At 57.3% G+C, this 16,518-nt stretch carries 15 protein-coding genes; 12 read left to right on the top strand and 3 right to left on the bottom strand.

Going from position 1 to position 16,518, the window contains the following annotated elements:
• Positions 1-102: 102 nt before the first annotated feature.
• The 5 genes from treZ (at position 103) to QMM04_RS14350 (ending at position 10,006) form a co-directional block, all read left to right on the top strand.
• Positions 103-1,887: a malto-oligosyltrehalose trehalohydrolase gene (gene treZ / locus QMM04_RS14370; protein WP_282996405.1), complete on the top strand. Its 1,785-nt coding sequence runs from the start codon at positions 103-105 to the stop codon at positions 1,885-1,887.
• Positions 1,884-4,379: a malto-oligosyltrehalose synthase gene (gene treY, locus QMM04_RS14365; protein ID WP_282996404.1), complete on the top strand. Its 2,496-nt coding sequence runs from the start codon at positions 1,884-1,886 to the stop codon at positions 4,377-4,379. Before treZ ends, treY begins: the two co-directional genes overlap by 4 nt.
• 59 nt (positions 4,380-4,438) lie before the next feature.
• The gene (gene glgX, locus QMM04_RS14360) at positions 4,439-6,514 is read left to right on the top strand and encodes a glycogen debranching protein GlgX (RefSeq protein ID WP_282996403.1); all 2,076 of its coding nucleotides are present in this window, start codon (positions 4,439-4,441) and stop codon (positions 6,512-6,514) included.
• Between the two features lie 463 nt (positions 6,515-6,977).
• On the top strand, positions 6,978-8,621 hold the full coding sequence (locus QMM04_RS14355; RefSeq protein WP_282996402.1) for a methyl-accepting chemotaxis protein: 1,644 nt from the start codon (positions 6,978-6,980) through the stop codon (positions 8,619-8,621).
• 188 nt (positions 8,622-8,809) lie between these two features.
• Positions 8,810-10,006, top strand: coding sequence for an MFS transporter (locus QMM04_RS14350; RefSeq protein WP_262258516.1), 1,197 nt, complete (start codon positions 8,810-8,812; stop codon positions 10,004-10,006).
• Between the two features lie 3 nt (positions 10,007-10,009).
• On the opposite strand, the gene QMM04_RS14345 is transcribed toward QMM04_RS14350, so the two are convergent.
• Positions 10,010-10,582, bottom strand: a complete 573-nt coding sequence (locus QMM04_RS14345; RefSeq protein WP_058770496.1) for a pyridoxamine 5'-phosphate oxidase family protein — start codon at positions 10,580-10,582, stop codon at positions 10,010-10,012.
• 11 nt (positions 10,583-10,593) lie between these two features.
• The gene (locus tag QMM04_RS14340) at positions 10,594-11,322 is read right to left on the bottom strand and encodes a YoaK family protein (protein ID WP_010615793.1); all 729 of its coding nucleotides are present in this window, start codon (positions 11,320-11,322) and stop codon (positions 10,594-10,596) included.
• Positions 11,323-11,510: 188 nt separating this feature from the next.
• On the opposite strand from QMM04_RS14340, the gene QMM04_RS14335 reads away from it, so the two are divergent.
• From QMM04_RS14335 to QMM04_RS14315, 5 genes are all read left to right on the top strand, one after another.
• Complete coding sequence (locus QMM04_RS14335; RefSeq protein ID WP_058770495.1) at positions 11,511-12,128, top strand: TetR/AcrR family transcriptional regulator; 618 nt, start codon at positions 11,511-11,513, stop codon at positions 12,126-12,128.
• A 144-nt stretch (positions 12,129-12,272) separates the two neighbouring features.
• The gene (locus QMM04_RS14330) at positions 12,273-12,476 is read left to right on the top strand and encodes a hypothetical protein (RefSeq protein ID WP_021508701.1); all 204 of its coding nucleotides are present in this window, start codon (positions 12,273-12,275) and stop codon (positions 12,474-12,476) included.
• A gap of 18 nt (positions 12,477-12,494) precedes the next feature.
• A complete protein-coding gene (locus tag QMM04_RS14325; RefSeq protein ID WP_132463585.1) occupies positions 12,495-12,749 on the top strand; it encodes a biofilm development regulator YmgB/AriR family protein in 255 nt (84 codons plus the stop codon).
• Between the two features lie 187 nt (positions 12,750-12,936).
• The gene (locus tag QMM04_RS14320; RefSeq protein WP_021508703.1) at positions 12,937-13,164 is read left to right on the top strand and encodes a YgdI/YgdR family lipoprotein; all 228 of its coding nucleotides are present in this window, start codon (positions 12,937-12,939) and stop codon (positions 13,162-13,164) included.
• A gap of 22 nt (positions 13,165-13,186) precedes the next feature.
• Positions 13,187-13,414 (top strand): YgdI/YgdR family lipoprotein, encoded by a 228-nt coding sequence (locus tag QMM04_RS14315; RefSeq protein ID WP_021508704.1) that lies wholly within the window; start codon positions 13,187-13,189, stop codon positions 13,412-13,414.
• A 111-nt stretch (positions 13,415-13,525) separates the two neighbouring features.
• Here the strand turns inward: QMM04_RS14315 and QMM04_RS14310 are convergent, their stop codons facing one another.
• Entirely contained in the window at positions 13,526-14,611 is a 1,086-nt protein-coding gene (locus tag QMM04_RS14310; RefSeq protein ID WP_282996401.1) for a zinc-binding dehydrogenase, read from the bottom strand.
• Positions 14,612-14,914: 303 nt separating this feature from the next.
• Here QMM04_RS14310 and QMM04_RS14305 point away from each other — a divergent pair, with 303 nt between their 5' ends.
• Positions 14,915-15,523, top strand: coding sequence for an XRE family transcriptional regulator (locus tag QMM04_RS14305; protein ID WP_349253930.1), 609 nt, complete (start codon positions 14,915-14,917; stop codon positions 15,521-15,523).
• 421 nt (positions 15,524-15,944) lie between these two features.
• The gene (locus QMM04_RS14300) at positions 15,945-16,169 is read left to right on the top strand and encodes an excisionase (protein WP_125310697.1); all 225 of its coding nucleotides are present in this window, start codon (positions 15,945-15,947) and stop codon (positions 16,167-16,169) included.
• The last annotated feature ends 349 nt before the right edge of the window (positions 16,170-16,518 follow it).

Below are 16,518 nucleotides of genomic sequence, written 5' to 3'. Positions count from 1 at the left end.
CCAGGGCATTTAGTCTTTTGTATTCAGAGAGTAAATGGTTTTAAGGAACGCGAATCGCTTGATGTCGTCCATTCCCCGTGCGGGGCTTAACGAGGCAATAGAATGGAATCCACAACGTTGGAAAAATCCTGGGGTGCTGAAATCCTTGCTGACGGCAGCGTGCGGTTTCGCCTTTGGGCACCCGGTCAGCAGCAAATTACCCTTCACGCCGATGGCCAGCAGCATGCCATGCAGCGGCAGCAGGATGGCTGGTTCAGCCTGACGCTGCGCGGGCCTGGTCACGGCAGCGCATATCACTACGAGCTGGCCGATGGCAGCACGGTGCCCGATCCGGCCGCGCGGGCACAACGCGCCGATGTCAACGGCCCTTCTCTGGTTATCGACCCTCACCATTACGACTGGCAGCAGCGTGACTGGCAGGGACGGCCCTGGCATGAAACGGTGGTCTACGAGCTGCACATCGGCACCTTTACCGCCGAAGGCACCTTCCGCGCGGCTATCGCAAAACTCCCTGCGCTGGCCGACCTCGGTATCACCATGATCGAAGTACTGCCGGTATCGCAGTTTGGTGGCACGCGCGGCTGGGGCTATGACGGCGTTCTGCTGTATGCGCCGCACTCGGCGTATGGCTCACCGGATGATTTCAAAGCCTTCGTCGATGCCGCGCACGCGCTGGGATTGTCGGTGGTGCTGGATATTGTGCTCAACCACTTTGGCCCGGAAGGCAATTACCTGCCGCTGCTGGCACCGGCCTTTTTCCATGAGGAGCGTATGACGCCGTGGGGCGCCGGGATTGCGTACGATGTGGACGCCGCGCGGCGTTATATCGTCGAAGCGCCGCTCTACTGGCTGAAAGAGTTTAACCTCGACGGCCTGCGCTTCGATGCCATCGACCAGATTGAGGATACGTCCAGCAAGCATGTGCTGATTGAGATTGCTGAACGCATTCGCAGCGAAATCCACTCTCGCCCGATCCATCTCACCACCGAAGACAGCCGCAACGTGATCTTCCTGCATCCGCGCGATGCGGACGGTGACGCGCCACTGTTCAGCGGTGAATGGAACGACGATTTTCATAATGCCATTCACGTCTTTGCCACCGGCGAGACGCACGCGTATTACCAGGATTTCGCCAACGTACCGGAGAAATCAATCGCGCGCATTCTCACCGAGGGCTTTGCTTATCAGGGCGAGCTGTCACCACAGAGCGGCCAGCGGCGCGGCGTACCCAGCGCAGGCCAGCCGCCGGTGGCGTTTGTCGACTTCATCCAGAACCACGATCAGGTGGGCAACCGCGCCCAGGGCGAACGCCTGATTAGCCTGGCCGGTGCCGATCGCACCAAAGTGCTGCTCGCCACCCTGCTGTTGTCACCGCACATTCCGCTGCTGTTTATGGGCGAAGAGTACGGTGAAACCAACCCGTTCCTGTTCTTCACCGATTTCCACGGCGATCTGGCGAAAGCGGTGCGCGAAGGACGGGCGCGCGAATTTACCGGTCACGCCGGTCATGACGAGACGGTGCCGGATCCCAACGCTGAAGAGACCTTCACGCGGTCGAAACTGGACTGGCGCAAAGTGGAAAATCCCGCAGGCCAGGCGTGGCTGACGCTCACGCGCCAGCTACTGGCGTTGCGCCAGCAGCACATCGTGCCGCTGCTGCCGGATGCACGCCAGCACAACGGCCAGGTGCTGCGCACCGCACCGGGCTTTGTCGCCGTTAGCTGGCAGTTCCCGCAGGGCCAGCTGTCACTGGCGCTGAATATTGGACAGCAGAGCCAGCCGCTGCCCGCGATGCCCGGCGAGACGCTCTTTGCGTGGCCACAGGAAAGCGGCGAACTGCCGCAGCACTCTGTCATCGTGCGTCTGGCAAAAGGAGCAGCGCAATGAGCATTCCAACCGCGACTTACCGCATCCAGTTCCGTAACGGCATGACCTTTGACCGCGCAGCGCAGCTGGTGCCCTATCTGCAGCAGCTGGGCATCAGCCATCTCTATGCCTCGCCGATCTTTACCGCCACGCGCGACTCGACGCACGGCTATGACGTCACCGATGCCAATGAGATTGACCCGGCGATTGGCGGACGCGCCGGTTTTGACCGCCTCAGCGCGGCGCTGCAGCAGGCCGGGATTGGCCTGATCCTCGATATTGTGCCTAACCACATGGCAGCGTCGCTGGAAAATGCCTGGTGGCGCGATGTGATTGAACACGGGGAAGCCAGCCGCTACGCGCGCTACTTTGATATCGACTGGTCGCGCAGGCTGACGCTGCCGTTCCTCGGCGATGATTTTGACCGCGTGCTGGCCAATGATGAACTCAGCATCAAGGCCGATCCGCACAGCGGCAATCCGGCGCTGGTCTATTACGACAGTTACTATCCGCTGACGCCCGCCAGCTGGCAGCAGCGTAAAGACGAGGTGCTGGCGCTGCGCGATCGCGCGGCCATTGCGGAACTGCATGCGCAACAGCCGTGGCAGCTGATGAACTGGCGTGAGGCGCGCAGCGCGCTCTCCTACCGCCGCTTCTTTGAAATTACCGGGCTGGTCGGCGTGCGCGTCGAAGATGAAGAGGTGTTCGCGGCTTCGCATCGCCTGATTCTCGAACTGGTACACAGCGGTGTGGTGAGCGGGCTGCGCGTCGATCACGTTGACGGGCTGGCCGATCCGCTTGGCTATCTGCAACAGCTGCGTCAGGCCGCAGGCGACGCGTGCTATATCACGGTGGAGAAGATTCTCGCAGACGGTGAGCAACTGCCCGCCGACTGGCCAGTGTCCGGCACCACCGGTTACGAGTTTATCGCCGCGCTGTCGCACGCGCTGATTGATGATAATCAGATCGATATGCTGCATCTGGCCTATGAAGCGGTGTCTGCCGAGCGTAACGACGTCGCCGCTGGCCTGCGTGCGGCACGTGAACTGATGGTCGATCGCAACTTTGCCGGGGAATTCAGCCGCCTGCTGGCGCTGGCTACCGAGGCAGCCGATCTGGTGCATCGCAACTTCAGTGAGGCTGAGCTGCACGTGGCGCTGCGCGAACTGCTGATCGCCTTCCCGGTGTATCGCACCTACGGCCGGAAAGCCGGTATGCCGCTGGAAGGCGAAGCGTTGCTATTACAGGTGCTGGAGCAGGTTAAACACAGCGCCTCGCCTGCGGCGCTGAGCTTTTTGCAGGCATTACTGCTGGGGGCGATCACTGAACAGGGCGAGCAGGATGCGGCAGAGTTCCGCGCCCGCTTCCAGCAGCTGACCGGTCCGCTAATGGCGAAATCGGTCGAAGACACGCTTTTTTTCCGCAATCACGTAGCGCTGGCGATCAACGAAGTGGGTGCCGAACCACTGCCACACGCGTTTTCGCTCGAACGCTTCCACAGCGAAATGCAAACCCGACTGCAGCATCAGCCGGATGGGCTGTCCGGCACCTCCACGCACGACACCAAGCGCGGCGAAGATGCGCGCGCGCGGCTGTATACCCTAAGCGAAGCGCCGGCGCTGTGGGCGGAAAACGTCACGCGCTGGCGGCAGATGAATCAACCACACGTAGTCGCGCTGGCGGACGGCCCGGCTCCCGAACCGCCGGTCGAGTGGATGCTGTATCAGGCGCTGGCCGGCGTCTGGCCCACCACGCTGCAGCCGGAGGACACAGCGGCACTCGACGCGCTGCGCGATCGCTTTTTACCGTTTGTGGAAAAAGCCCTGCGCGAGGCGAAGTTACGCACCGACTGGGCGGACGGCAATGAGGCTTACGAAAACGCTGTACTGGAGTATGCCCGTCAGCTGCTGTCGCCCACCAATCCGGCGTTCCTGCAGGACTTTAGCCACGCGCTACAGCCGTTCATCCGTGCCGGACTGGTTAACAGCCTGAGCCAGACGGTGATCAAACTGACCGCGCCGGGCGTGCCGGATATCTATCAGGGCTGCGAAGCGCTGGATTTCAGCCTGGTCGATCCGGACAACCGGCGCGAGCCGGATTTCGCTCAGCTGACGGCGCAGCTGGATGTCCACGCCGCGCCGGATTTCGCCAGCCAGCAGGACTGGCTGAGCGGCCGGCTGAAACAGCAGATGGTTGCGCGCCTGTTGCATCTGCGCCGCGACCATCCGTCGCTGTTCCGCTTTGGTGATTATCACCCGCTGAGCGCATCGGGTGAACACGCAGAAAAAGTGATCGCTTTTGCCCGGCAGGACAGCGATCACGCGCTGCTGGTGATTACGCCACGGCTGATTTTCAATGGTGCACAGTGGAGTCATACCCGACTGGCACTGCCGGAATCGCTGGCGCATCGCCACTATCGCAATGTGCTGACCGGCGAGACCGTAGTGATTAATGACGATATTATGCTGGACAATGTGAGCTATAGCGCGCCGCTGGTGCTGATTAGCCAGTAGCGTCCCCGATAAACCTGTTGTTTTACATGACTATCTATTCACTGGATGGAGAGGATTGAATGTCTAACGGTAAACCTATGGAAATCACCGCCGGATCGGGGCACCAGCTCGGCGCCAATTATGATGGTGCAGGCGTCAACTTTGCGCTGTTCTCAGCACACGCGGAACGGGTCGAACTCTGTCTTTACGATGAGAGCGGCCAGCATGAAATTGCCCGCTTCGATCTGCCGGAATATACCCACGAAATCTGGCACGGCTACGTGCCCGGGCTGAAACCCGGCGCGCTGTATGGCTATCGCGTTCACGGACCGTTCGATCCGGAAAACGGTCACCGTTTTAACCCGAGTAAATTACTGATTGATCCCTATGCCCGCGAGTTGCAGGGCAACATCGACTGGAACGAAGCGCATTTCGCTTACGATTTACTGCACGAAGATAAAGATCTGACGCTGGATACCCGTGACAGCGCGCCGTTTACCCCCAAGTGTCGGGTAATTGATACCAATGAGTTTGACTGGCAGGACCATAACCGTCCCAGCATTCCGTGGTCCAGTACGGTGATTTATGAAACCCACGTCAAAGGTTTCACCCAGCTTAATCCGGCGATTCCGGCAGAGATGCGCGGCACCTATGACGGCATGAGCCACAAATCCACCGTCGACTACATCAAAAGCCTCGGCGTGACGTCAGTGGAATTGCTGCCGGTGCACTGGTTCCCGGACGACCAGCATCTGCTGGATCGCGGACTGAAAAACTTCTGGGGCTATAACTCGCTGGCCTTTTTTGCGCCTGCCAGCCGCTATTTCGGCCCGCGCGGTATTCAGGGCTTTCGCGACATGGTGCGCGCTTTCCACGATGCCGGTATCGAAGTGATTCTCGACGTAGTTTATAACCACACTGCAGAAGGCAACGAACTGGGGCCGACGCTGTCGTTTAAAGGCATTGATAACTTCTCCTATTACCGCACGCTGCCGGATCAGCACCGTTATTACATCAACGATACCGGCACTGGCAACACGGTAAATACCTCCCATCCGCGCGTGCTGCAGCTGGTGACGGATTCGCTGCGCTACTGGGCAGAATCGATGCATATCGACGGTTTTCGCTTCGACCTCGGCACTATTCTCGGCCGAGAGCCGGAAGGGTTCGATCAGCGCGGCGGCTTCTTTGATGCCATGACGCAGGATCCGGTGTTGTCAAAGCTGAAGCTGATCGGCGAACCCTGGGACATCGGGCCTGGTGGCTATCAGGTCGGTGGCTTCCCGCCCGGCTGGGCTGAGTGGAACGACAAATATCGCGACACGGTGCGTGAGTACTGGAAAGGCGACAACGTCTCAACCGACTTTGCCGCGCGCCTGCTTGGTTCCGGCGATCTGTACGATCAACGCGGCCGCCGCCCGTGGGCCAGCGTCAATTTTATCACCGCGCACGATGGCTTTACGCTGAACGATCTGGTCTCGTACAACGACAAGCACAACGATGCCAACGGGGAAGATAACAACGACGGCCATAACGATAACCGTTCTTACAACTACGGTGCCGAGGGCCCCACCGACGACGAAGGCATTAACGCAGTGCGCGAGCGGCAGAAACGTAATTTCCTCGCCACGCTGTTTTTCTCGCACGGCACCCCGATGCTGCTGGCGGGCGATGAGTTTGGCCGCAGCCAGATGGGCAACAATAACGGCTATTGTCAGGACAGCGAGATTTCCTGGCTGCACTGGGAAGATCTGCCGGCTTCCGCTGATGCGTTACGCGATTTCACCCGTCAAATCATTGCGCTGCGCACGCAGCAGCCGCTGCTGCGACGTGAAAGCTGGCGCGACGGCATGGAGATCAAATGGTTTAACGCTGGCGGCGGTTTCCAGCAGGCGGAACAGTGGGACGAGGGCTCGACGCTCGGCGTGTACATTGGGCGTCCGGATCTGCAAACCGAAGAAGGTATCTGGCACGATGTGCTGATGCTGTTCAATCCGTTCGAAGGCAATGTGCCGTTCCGCATCCCGCAGTTTGGTGAAGGCGGCTGGGTGCTGGAGCTGACCACCTCCGACAGCGCCAGTAAGGGATTGGTGATCACCAAAGAGAAGGATTTCGAGCTGGAAGGCCGCAGCCTGGCGCTGTTCAGACGGCCATGAGTTAAGCGCGAAGTGCCGGTTTTTAGGTGCGCATGAATGCGCACTCTGCGGAAACAACGGGACATGCACCCCCGGTTTCCAGGTGCGTAAGAATGCGCACCCTGCGGAAACAACGGGACATGCACTCCCCGTTTCCAGGTGCGCATGAATGCGCACCCTACAGAAACAACGGGACATGCACTCCCTGTTTCCAGGTGCGCATGAATGCGCACCCAACGGAAATAACGGGACATGCACTCCCGGTATCCAGGTGCGCATGAATGCGCACCCTACGCAAATAACGGGACATGCACCGTAGGGTCGCCGTTCACGGCGACCGGCTCCACTGTTAACCCGCCAGACTCTTCTGCTACCCGGCACTAAAATTTCATTAACTAAAAACCACAATCTGCCGATGTTCTTTAATCTGCCCTTGTACCCGCCGCGTCATGCGTCGGGGTGCGTTTAGATTAAGGATAATAAGATGAACATCTCCCAACGATTGTTACTGACCTTTTCCATGCTGTTTGGCGCCATCATTCTGCAAGCCGTGCTCGCCATCTCACTGCTGTCCGGCTTTCAGGAGCGCTTTGAGTACGTGCAGACTAACGCCATTCCGTCGATTAAAGACCTCAATACGCTGATTGACCGCAGCAATCAGCTGGCGCTGACGCTTTACAAACATCAGACTCAGCTGCAGGACAGCAATATGCCTGCGGTTGAAGCGGACATTGATAAACAGATCGGCGGCCTGAAATCGCTCACCGATTACTACCTGACTCACAACCTCTCCAGTGACGAAGATAAGCGCCTGACCGAGCTGGCCTTTGCCAATATTCAGCGCGTGAGCGAGCGGCTGCCGGCGTTTCTCACTGCCTCGCGCGCGCATCAGAACGCCATCAGCCTTGATCTGATCGAGGGGCAGAACGGCATTGGTGCCGCCATTCGCCAGCTGGTCACCAATTACCAGCAGCAGCTGATGCTGAATATTTCTATCGGCGATGAGTTACGCGCCACCAACCTCAGCACCTTCCATGAAATGCTGTGGACCACCATTACCGGCGTGATAGCCACAGTGATTATTTTTGGCCTGTTCGCCCTGTTCACCGTGCTGCGCATTCGTCGCAGTCTGTCCGATGTCGGCAAAGTCATGATGCGCGCCAGTGAAAATCTCGACCTGACGCTCAGCGCCGACGAAAGCCGTCGCGATGAGGTGGGCACCATGGCGCACTCTTTCAATCAGCTGATGCGCAGCGTGGCCGGTTCGCTGAGTGCCGTGCGCAGCGCGTCACATTCGGTGGGCAGCGCATCGGTGCAGATCGCCGCCGGTAACGAAGACCTCTCTGCGCGTACCGAGCAGCAGGCTGCTTCGCTGGAGCAGACCGCGGCCAGCATGACTGAACTGAGTGAAACCGTACGTCAGACCGCCGATAACACGCGCCAGGCCAGCCAGCTGGCGGCTAACGCCAGTGCGCTGTCGGAAAAAAGTGGTACCTCGCTCAGCACCATGCTCTCGACCATGGATGATATTCGTGGCAGCTCGCGCAAGGTCACGGACATTGTTTCGATGATCGAAGGTATCGCTTTCCAGACCAATATTCTGGCGCTCAACGCGGCAGTCGAAGCGGCACGCGCCGGTGAGCACGGCAAGGGCTTTGCGGTGGTGGCGGGTGAAGTACGCAGCCTGTCGCAGCGCTCAACCTCGGCCGCACGCGAAATCAAAGGTTTGATCGAAGAGTCACACCGCCTGACTGAAGCCGGGGCCGCCCAGGCCAGCGACGTCAGCAGCAATATGCAGGTGATGAATGACGCTATCCATCAGGTCAGCGAACTGATGAGCGAAATCGCCGCGGCCGCGGTTGAGCAGAGTCAGGGCATCAGCCAGGTGCAGCAGGCGGTGAATCAGATGGATGATGTGACGCAGCAGAACGCCGCGCTGGTAGAGCAGGCCTCAGCCGCGTCGCAATCGCTGCAGGAGCAGGCCCAAACGCTCAACCAGCTGGTGACCCGCTTCGTGCTGACGGAATCTGGCGCAACGCCGGTCATCAAGCCTGCGCCGGCGAGCCATAACGCGCCACAGCCGGGACGCCTGGCACTGGCCAGCGATGCCGACTGGCAGAGTTTCTAATCCCGTTGCCCTCCGCGTCGTCGCGCGGAGGGGCTTTCTCCCACTGACGAATTCTTCCCGGCGCGCTGGCGCGAGCGACATTGCCTCAACGAGCGCCAGCAAAACTGCTATTCTGTGAACCATGCTAACGGTCATCAGCAACGAAAGTGTTTCACCTCCGCATGCCCGCCGCTCCCTAAAGGAACCTTATGCACCCTCAGCAACAGACACGCGGTAAATGGGCCATCTTTGGCCTGATGTTTATTCCTGGCTTTACCTGGGCTTCCTGGGTTAGCCGCACCCCCTTTATGCGCGATGTGCTGCACGCCTCGACGGAAATGATGGGCCTGATTCTGTTTGGCTTCTCCTGTGGCTCCATGCTGGGCGTGCTGCTGGCCGGTAAGCTGGTCGCGCACTTTGGCACCAGCCGGGTGATGCGCACGGGTTACCTGATCCTGCTCGGTGGCCTGGTGCTGATGACCGTTGCGTTAACGCTCGCCAGTAGCGGGCTGGTGTTTACCAGTCTGGTGTTGCTGGGCGGCGGAACCGCGCTGATGGATGTGGTGGTTAATGTCGAAGGGGCGGCGTTTGAGCGGCGCATCGGCAAGTCAATCATGACGATCATTCACGGCTTCTTCAGTTTCGGCACGCTGATCGGCGCACTGGCGGGGCTGGCCATGACCGCAGCCGATATCAGCACCCACTGGCACTTTAGCGTGGTGCTGCTGGTTAACCTGCTGATTGCCGCCCTGGCGCTGCGCCATCTGCCCGCCACCAGCGACAGCGAACGCAGCGAACAGCCGCATCATGGCGGCTTTCTGGCCCAGGTTGGACGTGAACTGCGTGACCGCCAGCTGCTGGTGCTCGGCGTGGTGATTCTGGCGATGGCGCTGGCGGAAGGCTCGGCTAACGACTGGCTGCCGTTACTGATGATCGACGGCCATAACCTCAATCATACCCAAAGCACGCTGGTCTACGCGGGTTTCACTGCCGGCATGACGCTGGGGCGCTTTATCGGTGGGCTGGTGGTTGATCGTCTGGGCCGTGTCTGGGTACTGCGCGCCAGCGCATTCTCCGCCGCGCTGGGGCTGACGCTGGTGATTTTCTCCGATAACCCATGGCTGGCGGCGGCGGCCGTGCTGTTCTGGGGCGTCGGCGCGTCGCTCGGCTTCCCGTTAACGGTCTCGGCGGCGGGCGATGGCCATAACAGCGCGGTGCGCGTCACGATTGCCGCCACGCTGGGTTATCTGGCGTTTCTGGTCGGCCCGCCCGGACTGGGCTTTATCGGCGAACATGCCGGATTGCGCATGGCGATGCTGCCGGTACTGATCATGGTACTGCTGGCGCTGGTGTGCGCCGGTGCGGCTGGCCGCCCGCGTCAGGCAAAAACACCAGCGGAACAATAAATCTCAGGGCACGTGCCAGCTGCCCTGCCAGCCATCCGCAGTGGCCTCAAATCGTGCGCGCTGATGGGGCTCGCAACTGACATCCAGCCACTCCACGCTATGCAAGGTGATCTGCACCAGCGCAAAGTGCTCGTCGGGCCCGGTGCCCGCCTTTTGCGCGCTGGCAGGCAGTGCGTCATCAGGATGAGCAATCACGCTGCCCGGCCTGACCGGTGACTGAAACAACGCGTGCGAATGTGGGCGCAATGCATGCCAGGCTGCGGCACGCTGTTGTGCATCGTCAACGCGCTGAGCCGTGCCTGCCAGCCTGAGCTGAACGCGACTGGCGGCATCATAAGCCAGTAACGCCACCTGCGGCTGGGCTGCAATATCCTGCATTTTGGCGCTGCGCCGATCGGCGGTAAAACGCAGGGCCGGCAGCGCGGGCAAAAACTGCCGTATCACCACGGTGCGCAGGCTGGGCTGGCCGTCAGCGGTCACCGTTGCCAGCTGCATCAGGGTGAAAGCCGAACGCGATGTGGTGGCTGTGCTAAGCAGCTGCCAGATGGCTTGCAGGCGGTCGTCGAGCGAGATCATGATTCCCTTCCTTAGCGGGCGTGAAGCGGGTTGCTGCCCGCACGTTTCAGCGCCGACAGCGCCAGCGCGCTGAGCAGTAACCCAATGACGATAAGCAGCGCGTAGCTTAGCCACTGCAGCAGCAGAATGCCCAGCACGCCGCCAGCGAGAAACGCCAGCACGGTGTAGCAATGCAGTTTTAGCCGCTCAATGTACAGCGGCGCGTCTTTTGGTGACTCTTTGCGACGCAGCACGTCGAACAGCATCGCCAGTTCAATGCCGATATCGGTTGACGTGCCGGAAACGTGCGTCGTGCGCACGCGGGCATTGGAGATGCGCGTTACCACCGCATTTTGCAGGCCCATCAGAAAGCTCAGGCTGAGAATCAGTAATACGCCGCCCTCGCTGAAATGAAAGCCGCTTTCGACAATCCCCAGCACCAGCAACGCAATGCCCTCGAGCAGAATATTGATGGCGTAGATGCCGCGTATCTGCCGCCTGCGGCCGGAATTGATGATCAGCGTGGAAACCGACGAACCGGCGATGAATAACAGCACAATCAGCAGGAAGAACAGCCCGATATGCAGATTGGCTTTCGCCAGATGATCGGACAGGGATGAGACGTTACCGGTCATGTTGGCGGAGAAGAAACCAACCGTTTCGAACGCCGCAGTGTTCAGTGCGCCCGCCACGGCGGCCAGCGTCGCCGCCAGGCGGATGTCGGTGTTGAAAGTGCGCGTATCCTCAGTGGAGATCAGCATGAAAAGGTCCCGGCCCGGCAAAAGGTTTATCATCCTCCGGCGGTCAAAAATTCTCAACTGGCAGGGCTGAACATTAACGCGGTTCGCTGTCGATCAGCGCACGCCGGGCCAGGCGTTTGGGCAGGATTTGACCCTGTCACTGATAAGCCGGATAATTTGGAAACGATTCATTCTAAATAGCCCGCATTATGACCAGTAAACCCAATCCGGCGCCGGCTGCCAGAGAGCGCGGCAGACCGCGCAATTTTGATATCGACGAAGCGCTCGACAGCGCCATGATCGTGTTCCGCCAGAAGGGTTTTCATGCGGCCTCGATTGCCGATTTAGGTGAAGCGATGAACCTGACGGCGGGCAGTATTTATAAAGCGTTTCAGGATAAACGTTCCCTGTTTCTGCGGGTGTTTGAGCGCTACATCCTGCTGCGCAACGTGGACCTGCGCGCCCGTTTGCAACAGTACCCGACCGGCCGGGCGCGCATTGCTGAGCTGCTGCAGTTTTATCTCGACTCAGCCAGCGAGATCGAGGGCAGACGCGGCTGCCTGGTGGTTGGCAGTACCGTGGAACTGCAAACGCTGGATGAAGAGTTATCCCAGCTGGTGCGTGAAGCGGTATTACGCAACCGCAACTTCCTGACTTCGCTGGTTGAGCAGGGACAAGAGGACGGATCGATTTCGCCACGACTGGATGCCGACACCGCTGCCGGATTGCTGCTTTGCGTGGCATTTGGTATGCGCGTGGTAGGCAAAATTCAGGATGTGACTAATGGCAAAGAAACCATTAATATGGTGCTCAGCATTCTGGACTGATTCGTCTGGCCTATTAGGAAATAGGCGTTTCCTAATTAATATTCGCCGCGATAACTTTTTTAAACCCTGGAATCGCGCGCTTAATAATATTTATCAGTCAGTAACATATTACTTAGATTTATGTTTATTTGTTCCGGGGGTTGAGTGAAGCACGATGAATTAGAAGATGCCGATGAGATCTATCTTTTATTGGGCAAAGTCGTCACACAGATTGTACAACCGGGTGAAACCTTATCTGTTCAGCAAATAATTGGCGCGCTGTATCGCACGGGCTTGCGCTCGGAGAATCCGGCCATCCAGCAGGCCTGCGATAATGCGATCAGGCTGCTGGCCAAAAAGCTGAATTAACGCACTGCTATCAGGGTAATGATGATGCGATACGATCCTTTTCATAATAATTCTGAAGATGCATTACCATGGACTGGTGGATCGCTGCAGGCAAAGCAGCATGAGTTACTTGGCACGCTGGTGCAGGAAATTTTGTGTAGCGGCAAGTTGCTGAACCGAAAAACCCTGTTTGTCGCGCTAATAGCACGTCTCGACCAGTGCGACGATGTGATATTGAAAACGCATTACGAGGCTATTTTTTCTCTGCTGCTTGGTCGCGTGGCCGCTGAGTAATATCGCAACGCTATCCTGCCTTCCCAATATACGCGGCGAAACACATTAGCCGCGCCTGGTAATTTCCTCCTCATCAATTGCCCGCTAAACCGCATTAATTGTGCAAAGAAAGCGAGTCAGGTCAGACCAGAATCCGGATTTTGTTCTACGCTTATAGCTGGACTTCAGACCAATCAGGGAAATTACTATGAAGAAACTGACTGTAGCGGCTGTGTTATTGACATCGATTTTTGCCATCGCCGGCTGTTCATCGAATCAGGCGATTAAAACCACCGACGGACGCACTATCGTCACCGATGGTAAGCCACAGGTGGATAGTGATACTGGCCTGGTCTCTTATAAAGATGCGCAAACCGGTAAAACAGAACAGATTAACCGTGACCAGATCACCAATATGAGTGAACTGAACAACTGATCTACTCGATAGGGAGAGCGACATGAAAAAAGTGATTTTGTTACCACTGGCAGCCATTGTGGCACTGAGCGCCCTGACCGGCTGTACCCGTACCAGCTACGCCATTCATACCAATGATGGCCGTACCATTGTCAGCGATGGTAAACCGCAGGAAGCGGAAAGCGGACTGCTCGGCTACGTTGATGCCAATGGTGTCAAACAGCAGATCAACAAAGCGGATGTCAAAGAAGTTTCTGAGATTCCGCATTAATCGGTTCTTATCAAGCCCGCGCAGCGGGCTTTTTTGTGCCAGAACGTTGTGATTGAACCCATACGCAGGGCCGTCGCAAGAGAGCCATCCGGTCCATCGCGGCGCCTTTGGTCAGGGACGCACGACGGTGAGTTTAAACGGCCCGCTGTTTTTCGCAGCATGCGCGACTGAATCATTCACTCTCTCAAGCGGAAACTCGGTTACGTCATAGTGGCTCAGATCAAGCAATCCCGCGCGTATAAGGCCGCAGAGCGTAGGGACTGCCGAAGGTTCATACATCCACTGCCCTTTTACGGTAATGAGGTTACGCATTATCCAGGGATAAGGTAGCGAAAGATCGTCCCCTCCCAGCATGCCAACACCGCCCATAAGGACTGCACGACCATAAGGTCTGACTGACATAATCGCATTCCGGGCGACAGTGGTCTGCGCAGACGGCGGAAGGAAATCAAGGACCGCATCAATAGGTCCCCCGGCCATGTGTTTCATGGCAGAAATATCGATCTCTGCTGTACCTGTGAGCTTTACTGTTTCCACACGCGATCCAAAACGTTTTTTCAAATCGTTCAGTACCCGTTCACTACGGCCCGGTGCGATGACTTTATGGGCTCCCATGGCCAGGGCAGCAAGCACAGCGGAGCTGCCGAAATTACCGGTTGCACCACTGACCAGCAGGCGCTCTCCCGCTTTCAAATCCATAGATAACAATCCGCCATAGGCTATAAGCAGCGTATTGATGGCACACCACCGCCCCGCTTCTGCAGGCGATATGTCGCCAATGGGCACTGCGTTTTCAGTCGGAATGCGTATTTGTTCAGCAAGACTGCCATTCAGGTGATATTGCTGGATTTTTTGTCCTCCTTCACCACGGGCACTCCATCCCTGAAGGACAATTTCTGGCGACAGCGCGTTGTCACGGGAACGCACCGTCGGATCGCAAAATACCCAGTCTCCTGGTTTCAGCCAGGCTGAGTCAGGGCCGGTCTGGCGAACCTTTCCGATGGCACCACAGCCCGGGATGACCGGCACAGGTAAAAGATATTTTCTCTCCCCACTCAGTACTTCATTCGTGTAGGAGAGAACGGGCGCCGCAACCACATCGACAATGACTTCCCCGGTTCCCATCACCGGTGCAGGCACATTCTTAACGTCTAGCGGACGGCCAAAGGCAGTAAGCACAGCAGCTTTCATGGTCATATTCTCCTGAGGGCATAGAACAATATGAAACCATCATAGGGCGACCAAAAACGGCGTAAAATACACTAGTTTTATACAGGTATAATTTACTACCAGGTTCAAAAAATGGTTAAGAATACTGAGCTCAGTCAGTTTTTACGTTCACGACGTGCAAGGGTTAAGCCTGAGCGTCCCCCATCTGCCGGGCCAGAAAGACGGCCAAAGCCCGGGATAAGGCTGGATGAAGTTGCGTCGATGATGTGAATAAGTACGGAATCGTATACCAAAATCTAACAGGTACGCGTCAGCACGCTTTCCGAACGGATAGTTAACGCCCTGTGTAAAGCTCTGCAGCTGAACGAGGCAGAATTTCTGCACCTGAAAACACTGACAGGCCGGAAAAAAAGTGCAGATATCGAACAGGAAGTCCCGGCTAGCTTATCGCATCTGGTCAGGGCGCTGAATGAGCCTGCCTACGTCACCAATGACAGATGGGATGTATTGGTGTGGAATTCTGCAGCAGAACAGGTCATCACGGACTTCAGCCTGTTGGCCGCGAATGAGCGAAATATCATGGTTTTCATGTTCACTACAGAGGCAGCCAGATACCTTTTTGGCGACACCTGGCCTGCAGAGGCACAGAGAATGCTTGGCCTGTTTCATTCCAGTTATTCACGAAATGCAGACAATGAGACCTTCACTGCGCTGGTAGAACGCTTAAGCCGTGAATGCCCGGAGTTTGATACATGGTGGAGCGAGCATGTGATAACGGCACCGGTGTCCGGAGAGAAAAAACTCACAGGGAAAGACGGGATAACGCGGACATTCAGCTATTCAACGTTTACGTCAAATGACTCCCCTGCACTCAAGCTGGCAATTTATGTCCCGCTGGTATCTGCTGACGTCCGCATGTCAGCAGAGCAATCGATATAATCTCAGGCCGCTCTGCGCTGTGAGTTCAACGGGTCGATGCAACGCTATCTTCATCAGGGGGCGTTGCCATGAAACGAAAAACACGCATTAACTTTACGCCAGGCGTTCACGGAAGTAATTATGCATTTCTTCAGGCTGCTGCCGCTCCATTTCACCTGGAATCTGGTGTTAGATCCGGTCTATTGGGGGCTAAGGTCCGGAGTGATGAGATAAGGCGCCATTCATTAACGCCCGCGGTGAAACCGCTGCGTCAGGGCGCATTTTAAGCCGCTGTGGGACCACGAAAGCGCCCTGACGGGAAGTTTTCCTGCGATATGTGCGGGCTTGAATGGAAGCCTGAGCAGGATAAACGTGACAGAGATAAACAATGAAACCCCGTTTTTGCGGGGTTTTTTAATGGACCGAAATCTGGAAGTTAATCATGGCTAAGCTGCTCACCCTGACCGAGTGGGCGAGCGAAACCTATTCTCAGCCGCCTTCCCTGTCCGCTATGCGCCGCTGGGCACGCGAAGCGCGAATCTACCCATGCCCGGAGCTACACGGCAAAGAGTGCCGGCTTCATCCGGAAGCGATTTATCTCAATTCCCATAAACACGCCAGGAATCCAAACGTTCATTCGCATAGTGTTGTCGGGGTAATTTGCTGATGGAAAAAGTAAAATATGATCAAAAGGCCTGAAACTTATGATGCTAACCTCCACCGTAACCAGACCTGCCGCCGCGCCCGGAAAATCTGACGCAGGCGCGAACCCGCTGCGGTCTGGATGAGGCGGACAACCCGCCAGCTTTCCATGAGATCCGCAGTTAATCGGGAAGGTTATTTGACGCGCATTATGGTGAGGTGTTTACACAGCGGTTGCTGGGTCATAAGAATCTCTCGATGACGCAGAAGTATCCCGACTTCCGTGGCGATGAGTACGTACTGGTATGAGGCATATGTAATTACGGACAAATTTCGGACATTTTCGTACAGGCGAAAATCTGAACTTGCAAATC

This window comes from Pantoea sp. Pa-EAmG (genome assembly GCF_030024295.1).
Lineage (GTDB): Bacteria > Pseudomonadota > Gammaproteobacteria > Enterobacterales > Enterobacteriaceae > Pantoea > Pantoea dispersa.
Note: the sequence above shows the minus strand (reverse complement) of the source record. Positions and strands in the feature narration are given on the sequence as shown.

What these genes read in the sequence shown, in the direction of transcription:
- treZ (WP_282996405.1), top strand. Translation starts at nt 103, where the DNA reads ATGGAATCCACAACGTTGGAAAAATCCTGGGGTGCTGAAATCCTTGCT.
- treY (WP_282996404.1), top strand. Translation starts at nt 1,884, where the DNA reads ATGAGCATTCCAACCGCGACTTACCGCATCCAGTTCCGTAACGGCATG.
- glgX (WP_282996403.1), top strand. Translation starts at nt 4,439, where the DNA reads ATGTCTAACGGTAAACCTATGGAAATCACCGCCGGATCGGGGCACCAG.
- QMM04_RS14355 (WP_282996402.1), top strand. Translation starts at nt 6,978, where the DNA reads ATGAACATCTCCCAACGATTGTTACTGACCTTTTCCATGCTGTTTGGC.
- QMM04_RS14350 (WP_262258516.1), top strand. Translation starts at nt 8,810, where the DNA reads ATGCACCCTCAGCAACAGACACGCGGTAAATGGGCCATCTTTGGCCTG.
- QMM04_RS14345 (WP_058770496.1), bottom strand. Translation starts at nt 10,582, where the DNA reads ATGATCTCGCTCGACGACCGCCTGCAAGCCATCTGGCAGCTGCTTAGC.
- QMM04_RS14340 (WP_010615793.1), bottom strand. Translation starts at nt 11,322, where the DNA reads ATGCTGATCTCCACTGAGGATACGCGCACTTTCAACACCGACATCCGC.
- QMM04_RS14335 (WP_058770495.1), top strand. Translation starts at nt 11,511, where the DNA reads ATGACCAGTAAACCCAATCCGGCGCCGGCTGCCAGAGAGCGCGGCAGA.
- QMM04_RS14325 (WP_132463585.1), top strand. Translation starts at nt 12,495, where the DNA reads ATGATGATGCGATACGATCCTTTTCATAATAATTCTGAAGATGCATTA.
- QMM04_RS14320 (WP_021508703.1), top strand. Translation starts at nt 12,937, where the DNA reads ATGAAGAAACTGACTGTAGCGGCTGTGTTATTGACATCGATTTTTGCC.
- QMM04_RS14315 (WP_021508704.1), top strand. Translation starts at nt 13,187, where the DNA reads ATGAAAAAAGTGATTTTGTTACCACTGGCAGCCATTGTGGCACTGAGC.
- QMM04_RS14310 (WP_282996401.1), bottom strand. Translation starts at nt 14,611, where the DNA reads ATGACCATGAAAGCTGCTGTGCTTACTGCCTTTGGCCGTCCGCTAGAC.
- QMM04_RS14300 (WP_125310697.1), top strand. Translation starts at nt 15,945, where the DNA reads ATGGCTAAGCTGCTCACCCTGACCGAGTGGGCGAGCGAAACCTATTCT.